The following is a 12,298-nucleotide window of genomic DNA, read 5'->3' as shown; positions in this document are numbered from 1 at the left end:
GCAGTGGCTCAAAGTAGTGCAAAGAATTGCTATAAATATTTTAGGGCAAAATTTACAAATAAATAAGTTTACAAGTTAAAAACCTAGTTTCTGAAAATGAAACTAGGTTTTCATTATTAGAAAAGATAATATAGAAATTCTATATAGATTCGCTATTAGAGTTATGTATTTCAGATTTAATTCCTAAAACTTGAAGAATTTGCTTTGCTCTTTCTTTTGTATTTCCAGTTAACTTTGTATGAGGAACGGATTCATTATCCAAAAATTGAAGTATAGCATCATCTATAGCTTGTGCGGCTTCTTCATCCTGCCATCTTACTCCATCACGAGAATAGCCAAACTCTCTTCCTACATAAAATATATGATCATATTTTGATATATCCCTTATAGCAAGACCATACAAATCCTTTAATATTTCAATTTCTTTAATGGTGCGCTTCCTATTTCCAAGCATAAATCGTGCATAAACATATGGTACGAAAGTAGCATAATCTGTTATAGCATAACCAAAGGAAGATAAATCCTCTTCTAGTTTAAGTTGTCCTAAATATATTCCATATTGCTCAGAAATTGTTTCAATCATACCTTTTTCCCTTAGATAGTCAGTACTATATTCTGAAGCACATCCAACGTCTAATCCAGCAATCTTCATATCTACGTATAGTTGTTGCATAAGAGTGGTTTTACCACATCTTGGTCCACCTAAAATTGCGATTCTAGTAGTCATATTATGACCTCCAAATTAATTAATTAGCCTATTTATTATAGCAACAATATCTACATTTTTCAACAAAATAGCTATAAAATATAAATAGATAAAATAATTTACAATAAATTTTATAAAGATTTATATTAAATTGTAAAAGAATTAATTATTATTACATGAGTTTAGGATAAATAAATTACCTTGTGATTACAATATTAAAAAAGATAATAAGCTAATGAAGGCATTGCTATTTTTGAATTATCATCAATGAAAATAAAAAATGAATTTTACTAAATAAAATTTGTGCTAGAGAATTCTATATGATATTATATAATTTGTATGTATAGGGAACTTAATTGAAAAATTTGTATTACATAGAGATTTTAGTTCAATTGATGTTTTTGCTAAAAACCTATAAAACAAAATATTATTTCAATATAAGATATATTAAAAAACTAGTCAACATATTGGATTTTTTGTAATAAACACGTCTTCAGAGCTTATTGAAAGTATATCTAACAATATAACTGTTTTCGTCTTTGGTACAAAGTATTCGGCTTAATATTGACTTGTTATTTTACATCATATGCCAAATATAAATTTATAATAGATAAGGAGAGATAGCTTTGAGCGATTACATAAGAGAAATAGAGAAAAGAAGAACCTTTGCTATAATTTCTCACCCAGACGCAGGTAAGACAACACTTACTGAAAAGCTGCTTTTATACGGGGGAGCAATTAGACTTGCAGGTTCTGTAAAAGCAAGAAAGGCATCTAAGCATGCGGTTTCAGACTGGATGGAGATTGAGAAGAAGAGAGGAATTTCTGTTACTTCTTCAGTGATGCAATTTAATTATAGTGGATATTGTATAAATATCCTTGATACACCAGGTCACCAAGACTTTAGTGAAGATACCTACAGAACCTTAATGGCTGCTGATAGCGCAGTAATGGTTATTGATGGTGCCAAAGGGGTAGAGGACCAAACTAGAAAGCTATTTCATGTTTGTAGTATAAGGGAGATACCTATATTTACTTTTGTTAATAAGATGGATAGGGAAACTAGAGATCCATTTGAATTAATGGAAGAAATAGAAAGAGAACTTGGCATTAAATCTTTTCCAATGAACTGGCCAATAGGAATAGGAATGCATTTCAAAGGTGTATACGATAGAGCAAAAAGAGAAATACATATTTTCCAAGCAGGAAATCATGGCCAAAGTGAAGTCAATGACACCATAATAAGTATAGATGATGAAGCAGCAGCGAGAGAAGCTATTACTGATAGTTTATATGAGAAACTTCTTGATGATATGGAGCTCTTAGATATTGCAGGAGATGAATTCGATGAAGATAAGGTTAAAAATGGAGAGCTAACTCCAGTATTCTTTGGTAGTGCCCTAACTAATTTTGGGGTGGAGCCATTCCTTGAGCATTTCTTAAAATTAACTTCATCACCGCTAGGAAGAAATTCTAATGCTGGCAGAATTAATCCTTTTGATAAAGAGTTTTCAGCCTTTGTATTTAAGATACAAGCAAATATGAATAAAGCCCATAGAGATAGAATTGCTTTTATGAGAATATGTTCTGGAGCATTTGAGAAAGGCATGGAAGTTTTCCATGTGCAGGGTGGAAATAAAATGAAGCTTGCACAACCACAACAATTTTTAGCTCAAGATAGAGAAATTATTGAAGAAGCATATGCAGGAGATATTATTGGGGTTTTCGACCCAGGTATATTCAGTATAGGTGACACTCTGTGTTCCCCAAGTAAAAAGTTTAAGTTTGAAGGAATTCCAACCTTTGCACCAGAGCATTTTGCAAGAGTTAGAACTGTGGATACTATGAAGAGAAAGCAATTTATAAAGGGTGTTACTCAAATTGCCCAAGAGGGAGCAATTCAGGTATTTAAGGAGCTTCATATTGGAACAGAACAAATCATAGTTGGAGTAGTTGGTGTTCTTCAGTTTGAGGTTTTAGAATTTAGATTAAAAAATGAATATAACGTGGATATAAAAATGGATATGCTACCATTTAGAAATATTAGATGGATCGAAAGTTATGATAAACCAGTAGATACCTTAAACCTTACTAGTGATACGAAAATTGTTAAGGATCTTAGAGATAGGGACCTTTTAATATTCCAAAGTGACTGGGGAATTAGCTGGGCACTAGAGCATAATAAGGGATTAGTGTTATCCAACATAGGAAAAAGTGACGATTAATTGATTAAGCAGGTTGAAGTTTATACTTCAGCCTCTTTTTTATAAATTAATTTATAAATGGAAAATCTCCTTCCAACAATTTTATAAAATAGTTTGATTATTATTTAACGTTGATTTTTACAAGAAAAATTGATTCTATATTTATTTTAAAATTTTTACTATTCTTAACCAAAAATTAGTTGAAATAATTTAAAATTGTTATATAATACTGGTGTGAAGAGGGGCTTTAAACCTAATTGTATCAGTACAATTACGTAAGTGCATTAAATTATGAACTATGCTTAAGCTTTAATGAAGAGTTCTTAATATAACTAATAAATTAATTATAGGATTTATAATTAATAAACCTTCATACTAACTTCATTGTAATAATTATATCTAATAATATATTTAAGGAGGGGGATACTATGGGAAAAGATAATAAATTATCTGTAAAAGGTAGATCTTCTGTTGACACTTTAAGTTTGATTCAGGTAGGATTGATGGCTGCATTAACTTATGTAGCAACAAGTATGATTGCTATTCCCGTTGGAAATGGTGCAGTGCTTCATATAGGAGACACGGTAGTTTTTTTAGCAGCAGTACTTCTAGGAAAGAAAAAGGGAGCTGTAGCTTCCGCAATTGGAATGACATTGTTTGATGTGCTATCACCTTATATAATATGGGCACCTTTTACACTTGTAATTAAAGGTGTAATGGCCTATATAGCTGGAAGTATTGCATACAGAAAAGGTTATGAAGGTAAGAACTTTATAAATAATTTGGTTGCCTTTGTGGTGGCTGGCGCATTTATGGTGTTTGGATACTTTATTGCAGGAGGGTTTTTAAATCATTATGTTTACGGTGCACCAACTTTAGTGTCAGGTTTTATTTTAGCATTAAAGGATGTATCTTTTAATGTACTGCAGGTTTTAGCTGGAACGTCTATAGCATTAATTCTAGCTACTCCACTAAAAAAGATGTTAAAAATTTAAGAAAATTATTTAAAGCGTGCAATTTGCACGCTTTTTTTATTCTGTAGTAAATGCAGCTTTTTCACTTGGCAGATTGACTGCAGGGATCTTATATACTAAAGCTAAAATTATGTAAATAATGGAATTAGTAATTATAAGTTATATAAGAGAAGGGAGAAATACATCTTTTTTATTTTTCTAACAGTTCATTGCCATAGGGCTTAAGGCACTTTATGAATTTATAGATTTACGTAAAAAAATAAAGAGCATTTCTCAAAATAGAAATGCTCATTTTCAACTATAAATTATTATCTTTTATTGTTGAATCCGTTATTATTTGTATTTTTTCTAGCTTTTCTGCACTCTGGACATCTTACTGGATTATTTTCAAATCCTTTTTCCTTATAAAATGCTTGTTCGCCTTCTGTGAATATAAATTCTTTTCCACAGTCTTTACATGTAATAGTTTTATCTGCCATAATAATGACCTCCTTTTAATCTAAGGACTAATTAAACTAGAAACACTATCACACAAAAACTTCCTTAAATAAAGGAGGGGATAATTGCCAGTTAATTAATCATAATTTTGAAATTTCTCTCTATATTCATTATACCATATATTGGAAATAGGTCAATTGAATATAAAAAAATAATTGGAAATAGTGGTATAAATATAGTTATTTTGGTAACATAAAATATAAGCAGCATAAAATAATATAAAGCACTATAGGAGAATACTTATGGATTTTCGCAAAGTGAAAAATTTAATTAAGAAGGACGAAGGAACTAAGTTAGATTTCAAACGTAAGTTAGATATCTACACTGATAGTGGGAAAAAAGAACTATCTAAGGACGTTAGCGCCATTGCAAACTCTAGAGGTGGAAGAGGATATATAATTATTGGTGTTGAAGATAAAAGTAAGGGGATAGTGGGAATAGAAGATGAAGATTTAAATGAGGAGCAAATTCAGCAAATAATAAGTTCAAGATGTGTACCACCAATACCAATATCTTTTGATCTAATAGAGTATCAAGGGAAAATCCTTGGAGTAATAACTATTTTTGCAGGAAATCAAAAGCCTTATCAAATCAGAGATAACGGAGCTTTTTATATTAGAAGAGGATCTACAACAGATACTATGAAAAAAGAGGAAATAGTAAATTATCTCTCTGAAAGTTTAAGTTTTAATATGGAGTTGTCTCCAATTGTAGGCAGTAATGTTAAAAACTTAGATATAAGTTTGGTTGATAAATATTTTACCTCTAAGGGAATAGCAATTAATGAAGAAAATAGAAATGAATTTATGGATTCCACTTCAATAACTTATATAGAGAAAGATAGTGGAATAAGAATGGTAACTCTTGGTGGATTATTAGTTTTTTCAAAGATAAATAGTATTTATATACCTCATAATATGATTAAAGTAATAAGTAAGTTGCCAGGAAGTAAGAATGATATAAAAATTCTACAAGGAGATTTGTTATCATTGTTAGATTCAACGGAAGCTTATTTAAAAGCTATTTTACCAGAGAAGTATCCAGTAAATAGTGTTTGTGAAGCAGTAAATAATGCGGTGCTTTACAGAGATTATAGCCTATATAGTAGAACTATTGAAATCATAATAAGTGAGAACAGTATAATTGTATCAAGTCCTGGAGCTATTATTTTTAATAATAGTGAGAAGAATCATAATTATATTAAGAGAAATATGTGGATGTATGAGAAACTAATTGCTTTAGATCATAAAAGAAGATATTTAAAAACTTCACCTGGATTTACAATTATGAAAAAAGCCTTCAAAAGCATAGGAAGAATACAATTTATTAATTCCCTAGAAGAAAATAGTTTCAAGGTTATTTTTCCAGGAATTAAAAACATTTCCTAGTAATGTTGTATAAATATTCTGAATATTATATAATTAAGATAACAATAATATTTAATCAACATGTTAAATATTATTATTATAAGTAATAAAATATTGGGGGCGTTTAAAATGATTCATGTATTTTGTAAAGAAAGAGGATCTGGAAAAACAAAAGCTCTAATAAATCTAGCTAATTCTAAGCTTGAAATTGCAAAGGGAAATTTAGTTTATATTGATGATGATACAAGGGCAATATTAGAAGTAAATAAAAATATAAGATTTATATGTTCAGAAGACTTTAATATCCACAATTATAAGGATTTCTACGGCTTTATATGTGGCATAATTTCAAAGGACTATGATACTGAGGCTATATTTATCGACGGAATATTAAATGATGCTTGTAAATCAGAAAAAGAAATGTTGTTTTTATTATCTAAATTAGAATATTTAGTAGAAAAATTTAATGTAAACTTTTATATAAATATAAACTGCAATGAAACAGAAATCCCTGAAGAAATAAAAAAATATGTAGCTTAGTACCCTTTTAGTTATTTTTTACTTGTAATTTGTGAAAGTTAATAGTATTATATATTTAAAAATAAATTAACAGTGATGATGGAAAGAAGTAGTTATGGAAATCATATAGAGAGCTGATGGTTGGTGCAAATCAGTTGAGGAACATAATGAAATACATTCTTGAGCTTTAGGCTGAAATAATAGTAGGCTGAAACGGGTTCCTAACGTTATTAAGGAAGAGTGGATATTTATTTATTATCAATTTGGGTGGTACCACGGAGTGTTTTCGTCCCTAGTTTTTTACTAGGGACTTTTATTTTTGTCTGAAATTATTTGTTGTAGAACTTAATTCATAACATATTATTGGGCTTTGTAACAAAAACTTATTTTATTGCTATTGTGGTATAGATAAATTTAGGGATGGTTTAATATTCATTTAGAATAGGCGGAGCTTACATAAGTTAAAGCACATAGAAAAGTGACAAAATAAATCAAACTATTAATTATTTAATGGTATGGTTTTATAATAAATTACAAATAAAACTAAAAGAGGAGGAAAAGAAATTGAGTAATATTAATGTATATGACGTACTAAAAGAACGTGGTTTTCTAAAACAATTAACTCATGAAGAAGAAATGAAAGAAATTTTAGGTAAGGAAAAGGTAACTTTTTATATAGGATTTGATCCAACAGCAGATAGCTTACATGTGGGACACTTTATAGCAATGATGTTTATGGCTCATATGCAAAAGGCTGGGCATAGACCAATAGCTCTTGTAGGTGGAGGAACTGCCATGATAGGGGATCCTTCTGGAAGAACAGATATGAGACAAATGCTTACAAAGGAAGAAATAGATCATAATATTTCTTGCATAAAGAAACAACTATCAAGATTAATTGACTTTAGTGATGATAAAGCTATTTTAGCAAATAATGCAGATTGGCTACTTGATTTAAATTATGTGGATTTCATTAGAGATATTGGAGTTCATTTCTCAGTAAATAGAATGTTAACAGCAGAGTGCTTTAAGCAAAGATTAGAAAAAGGATTATCATTTTTAGAATTTAACTATATGTTAATGCAAGGGTATGATTTCTTAGTGCTAAACCAAAAATATGGTTGTACTATGGAATTAGGTGGAGATGATCAATGGTCTAATATTCTTGCAGGGATGGAACTTATAAGAAGAAAAGAAAGTAAATCTGCTTTTGGTATGACATGCACTCTTTTAACTAATAGCGAAGGAAATAAGATGGGAAAGACAGCAAATGGAGCTGTTTGGCTTGATAAAGAAAAGACTACACCATATGACTTCTTCCAATATTGGAGAAATATTGATGATGCAGATGTGGAGAAGTGTTTATCATTGCTAACCTTCCTGCCAATGGATGAAGTGAATAAATTAAGTTCATTAAAAGATGCTGCAATTAACGAAGCAAAATCAGTACTGGCATATGAAGTTACAAAGTTAGTTCATGGAGAAGAGGAAGCAGAAAAGGCAAAAAAAGCTGCTGAAGCACTATTTGGCCAAGGGGTAGATATGAGCACAGTACCAACAGTATCAATTCCGGAAACCATGAAAAATGCAGGAATACTAGATATTTTGGTTCATACAGAAATACTACCATCAAAAGCGGAGGCTAGAAGACTTGTACAACAGGGTGGATTAACTATTAATGAAGAGAAGATATCTGATGTAAATGCTACTTTCCATGAAGGCTTCTTAGTTGATGGTGAAGCTCTAATTAAAAGAGGAAAGAAAAAGTTTTACAAACTAATTATAGAATAATTTATATCATTGACAATAATTAAAAAACGAAGAATGAGTGCAAATTTTCGTACTCATTCTTTGTTTTTGTTTTAGAGGAAAGGTTTGTATTCTTAAGCATAAGGAAATACCTTGTAGCTAAAATTTCACTAGAAATAAACCCATCTAAAAGTTTTGGAAAATAAGTTTATTTATTAATAATTTAAATTATCTTCAAATTATATAACCATATAAAAGTTTGTACTTTGAAGTTCACCGGGAATATATTATACTTAAAGGAAGGAGGGGGATATTATGTCAGGCATTTGGAAGATAAATATGGTGCAGAACTTCACCACTAAAGATGATTTTAACAAGTTATCCTTCAAAAAAGGTGATAGTTTTGTAGCAAGAGTGCTAAAGCTCGATGGCAATACTTCAGAAGTTATTGTTAGATTATTAGATGGAAGAACCTTTCCTGCTAAAATTGAAGGGTTTATAAATGGGCCTTTAGATAATTACTTAATGAAGTTTTTAGTTCAAAGCGCAGAAGATGGAAAAATAAATATAAAGGTTTTAGACAGACAACTCCAAGACGAAAGCCCACTATCAGATCAAAACAAAGGAAATGAATTAAAAGACATATTAGAAAAAATTAATTTCTCTATTGAAAAAGAGGATATAGGAATTATAAAGGATATGCTAAAATCTAATATTCCAGTAAATGAAGAAAATTTTACAGAAATAAAATCATTAAGAGATTTTATAACAAAGATTAATTCACAGCCGGGAGAAGAACAAGCTTTTATTGAGAAATATTTAAATACAAAGGGTATAGATGGCAATAGTGAAAAAGGAAGTTTTATTAGTGAAACCTTAAAAAAATTTTTTAGTGAAGCAAAAAAAATAGATTTTAATACAATTCTTGTAATGAAGGAAAATAAGATTCCTTTTACAGAAGAAAATATTAAAAGCTTTAATAAAGTAACCAAAGCTGACTTTGATGTGTTTAAAGAAATAGATGAATTTAGCAGTATGATTAAGGATATTGAATCTGGAAAAGTAAAGAATAATAATAGAATAAATAATAGTAATGATCATGTAAATAATAAAAGTATTGATGGTGACATAGATAATAAGTTTAATAAAGAATTAGTTGATTCTTATAAAGTACAATCAAAAGATATTTCTAATGAACCAAAAAACAGCAGTTTAAGAACCTTTGGGGAACTCATAAATGAAAAGATTATAAACAAAGAAAGCTTATCTATAAAGCAGTTGGACAATTTAGCTGGTGAAGAAGAGAGTAGCCCCTTAAAAAAGCCTATTGAAATAAAAGATAATCGTATAACTGTTGAAAATGGAAATATAAAAAAAGAAAGTAGTACTCAGAATCTCTCAGTAGAAACAACTTCCCAAGGATTAAGTTCCGAAGAGAAGCTCATTGAATTGAAAAAAGCTCATGATAGTTTTGGGGTTAAAAATGGGGTGTCAACTGAAGCTTTAGTAAAAGAGGAATTTAAAGAAAAAATAGGGTTGTTAAAATCTACATTGTCGGAAATGCTAAAGTTTACAGAAGATAATAATAACGTAGTAAATAAGGTTTTTCAAAATATAGAAAGTAAACTTCAGGATTTTAAAATGTTCAATACTTTAAATAATGATTACTATTATTTAAATGTACCTATGAACGTTAGAGATGATGAATATGATTGTAAACTTATTATTAAGGATGAAAGAAGTAGTGGTAAAAAGTTAGATTCCAAAAACATTAAAATTGCTACTTCTATCAGTACTATTAACATGAATACTGTAGATGCATATATTACAGTGGTAAATAATAATACTTCAATTAAAATAGAAAGTGAAGAGAAATATGTTAAGATATTAGAGATGTTAAAACATAACCTATTAAAAGAATTGGAAAATAACCAATATGTTTTTAATATTTCAGTAGATAGAAAAAAAGAAGAATTTTCACTAGTTAATTGTAGAGAGTTTTTTGATGACAAGGACTTTTCAACAATTAACACAAAGGTATAGTGAACTAAGATGAAAATAAATTTTCAGGGGTGGTGTAATGAGCCAAAGGAAAAAGGCGGCAGCTTTAACCTATGATATTAATAATTCAGCTCCTAGAGTAACAGCAGTTGGTATGGGGAAAATTGCAGAAAAGATAATTGAAACTGCAGAGGAAAATAAAGTACCTGTAGTTTACAATAAAGAATTAACAGATATGCTTACTAAGGTCGACATTGGTGATGAAATACCTTATGAGCTTTATGATATTGTAGCAAAAGTAATTGCGTATGTAATGGATGTAGACAATAATTTAAAGAGCAGGTGATGAAATATGGCCTTATATGCAATATCAGACCTTCATTTAGCATCTACTGGTGACAAGCCAATGGATATTTTTGGTGATAAATGGTATAAACATGAGGAGAAAATTAAAGAGAATTGGCTTTCTAAAATAAATGTAGAAGATACAGTATTAGTGGCAGGAGATATTTCTTGGTCCATGAGAATGGAGGAGGGGAGAGAAGATTTAGAATTTATACATAAGCTACCAGGTAGAAAGATATTTATTAAAGGTAACCATGATTTTTGGTGGACCAGTATAACAAAACTGAATGCAATGTATGAAGATATGGACTTCATACAAAATAATTTTTTTACTTATAAGGATTATGCTATTTGTGGTACAAGAGGATGGACTACTCCTAGCACCTCAAAGTTTACAGCTCACGATAGAAAGGTTTATGATCGGGAACTAATAAGATTGAGGTTATCTTTAGATTTGGCAAAAAAAGCAGGCTATAAAAAAATCATAGCAATGATTCATTATCCACCAACAAATGAGAACTGTGAAGATAAGGATTTTCTTGAGATTTTTAAAGAATATGATGTAGAGAAAGTCATATATGGACACCTTCATGGTTATGGATTAAATAATGTTTTTGAAGGGAAGAAGGATAATGTAGAGTACATATTAACTTCATGTGATTACATTGACTTTAACCCCAAAAAAATATTGGATTAAAAAATGGACTAAAGTTTACTTAGTCCATTTTTTTATAAACTTATAAAGCTATTGATGGAGTGTAAGCATTAAAAGAAATTACTTAAGCAATACGAGATATGAGTAAAGCATAAAATTAACCAATCAACAAATTGAATGTGTTGGATACTACAAGGTTTACCTAACTTGTAGGTTTAAATTTAGTCTTTCATAAATCTTTTTAAACTAAACCTACTTTTTTTAGTAGATTCTTCATGGGGTGTGCTTTCGTCTTCACTATGACCTTCGAAATCAAATCCATGACTATTTAATATTTCACTATTTACCTCTACCTTTTTTAATAAAAGCATTTCTTCTTTAATTAAGTCCTTTTGAGTTCTCGCAAGTTCTTTAAGATTAGTTTTTACTTCTCTAGAAGTAATTAAATTACTAAACCATGTCAAAGCAGCGGAATAGTTAGAAATTCTTCTATTAATTTCACCAATTAGATACATTGTTGAAGAGTTATCCATACCGTATATGGGGAAGGATTCCTTTATATAAGCTTCCTCTAATCCTTTTACAGCTTCTTTTAAAAAAGTTTTTTCCATGTCCTTACTGTTTTCTGAATTCATAAGCCTGTACATCCATGCAAGCTTAAGACATATTATAGCTTTTTTACTTGCTTTGGATTCCATGTAAACTGCGTTAATAAGAGCCATCTTATATCTTTCAATGGCAATATTAACATCATAAACATCAGGATACTCTTTTGCTTTGAACTTTGGGGTGATTTTATCCAAGATTAATTTAGCTTCAGCTTCCCTAACCGTAGGAAAATCAACTTTTAAAGCGGAATAACCACATTTATTACATATCCATACATCATAGAAATATGGATTAATGACATTATATCTTATAAAAAAATCACTATCCTTTGATGCAATTCTAATAGAAGACGATTTTACAGTTCTTTCTTTGAATACATTTTTACATACAGGACAATTTAAGGTACTAAGATATAGTAAGGAAGTTTGAGGCGGTTCCTTTTCAACAGTGTTTTTTTTGGTTTCATCTGTTTTATAAATATCATTTATATTTACTTCTTTAAATCCTAGTTTTTCTAAGCCGGAAAAAATATCATTCATACAGTCCTCCTAAAAATTTATATAATGAGAGATTAGTGTTAAAATAAATAAAGTTAATTTTACATTGACTAAATGATATAGTTCGTAATTTTTAATCACCGTAAAAAGTTGTTATACGAAAACCACTTTTAT

The 12,298-nt window shown here is 29.5% G+C and carries 11 protein-coding genes and 1 other annotated feature; of the genes, 8 read left to right on the top strand and 3 right to left on the bottom strand.

What is annotated here, in order from left to right; all coding sequences use genetic code 11:
• Positions 1-139 precede the first annotated feature (139 nt).
• Entirely contained in the window at positions 140-727 is a 588-nt protein-coding gene (locus RR409_RS01045) for an ATP-binding protein (RefSeq protein WP_332555857.1), read from the bottom strand.
• Between the two features lie 605 nt (positions 728-1,332).
• On the opposite strand from RR409_RS01045, the gene RR409_RS01040 reads away from it, so the two are divergent.
• Together RR409_RS01040 and RR409_RS01035 are read left to right on the top strand one after the other, a co-directional pair.
• Entirely contained in the window at positions 1,333-2,931 is a 1,599-nt protein-coding gene (locus tag RR409_RS01040; RefSeq protein ID WP_332555856.1) for a peptide chain release factor 3, read from the top strand.
• Positions 2,932-3,338: 407 nt separating this feature from the next.
• Positions 3,339-3,905, top strand: a complete 567-nt coding sequence (locus tag RR409_RS01035) for an ECF transporter S component (protein ID WP_332555855.1) — start codon at positions 3,339-3,341, stop codon at positions 3,903-3,905.
• Between the two features lie 287 nt (positions 3,906-4,192).
• Here the strand turns inward: RR409_RS01035 and RR409_RS01030 are convergent, their stop codons facing one another.
• The gene (locus RR409_RS01030) at positions 4,193-4,363 is read right to left on the bottom strand and encodes a zinc-ribbon domain-containing protein (RefSeq protein ID WP_332555854.1); all 171 of its coding nucleotides are present in this window, start codon (positions 4,361-4,363) and stop codon (positions 4,193-4,195) included.
• 261 nt (positions 4,364-4,624) lie between these two features.
• Between RR409_RS01030 and RR409_RS01025 the strand changes: the two genes are divergently transcribed.
• The 6 genes from RR409_RS01025 to RR409_RS01000 all read left to right on the top strand — a co-directional run bounded on the left by RR409_RS01025 (position 4,625) and on the right by RR409_RS01000 (position 11,060).
• Entirely contained in the window at positions 4,625-5,770 is a 1,146-nt protein-coding gene (locus RR409_RS01025; protein ID WP_332555853.1) for an ATP-binding protein, read from the top strand.
• Between the two features lie 108 nt (positions 5,771-5,878).
• The gene (locus RR409_RS01020) at positions 5,879-6,289 is read left to right on the top strand and encodes a hypothetical protein (RefSeq protein ID WP_332555852.1); all 411 of its coding nucleotides are present in this window, start codon (positions 5,879-5,881) and stop codon (positions 6,287-6,289) included.
• Between the two features lie 66 nt (positions 6,290-6,355).
• Positions 6,356-6,565 (top strand) — a binding site (T-box leader).
• A 267-nt stretch (positions 6,566-6,832) separates the two neighbouring features.
• Positions 6,833-8,059: a tyrosine--tRNA ligase gene (gene tyrS, locus RR409_RS01015; RefSeq protein ID WP_332555851.1), complete on the top strand. Its 1,227-nt coding sequence runs from the start codon at positions 6,833-6,835 to the stop codon at positions 8,057-8,059.
• Positions 8,060-8,332: 273 nt separating this feature from the next.
• Positions 8,333-10,060 (top strand): hypothetical protein, encoded by a 1,728-nt coding sequence (locus RR409_RS01010; RefSeq protein WP_332555850.1) that lies wholly within the window; start codon positions 8,333-8,335, stop codon positions 10,058-10,060.
• Between the two features lie 37 nt (positions 10,061-10,097).
• Positions 10,098-10,364 (top strand): EscU/YscU/HrcU family type III secretion system export apparatus switch protein, encoded by a 267-nt coding sequence (locus tag RR409_RS01005; protein ID WP_332555849.1) that lies wholly within the window; start codon positions 10,098-10,100, stop codon positions 10,362-10,364.
• A 6-nt stretch (positions 10,365-10,370) separates the two neighbouring features.
• Entirely contained in the window at positions 10,371-11,060 is a 690-nt protein-coding gene (locus RR409_RS01000) for a metallophosphoesterase (RefSeq protein ID WP_332555848.1), read from the top strand.
• 179 nt (positions 11,061-11,239) lie between these two features.
• Here the strand turns inward: RR409_RS01000 and RR409_RS00995 are convergent, their stop codons facing one another.
• The gene (locus RR409_RS00995; RefSeq protein ID WP_332555847.1) at positions 11,240-12,166 is read right to left on the bottom strand and encodes a DUF2225 domain-containing protein; all 927 of its coding nucleotides are present in this window, start codon (positions 12,164-12,166) and stop codon (positions 11,240-11,242) included.
• Between the last annotated feature and the right edge of the window lie 132 nt (positions 12,167-12,298).

The organism is Clostridium sp., assembly GCF_036642255.1.
GTDB lineage: Bacteria > Bacillota > Clostridia > Clostridiales > Clostridiaceae > Clostridium_J.
This window is presented reverse-complemented; position numbering and strand designations above follow the sequence as displayed.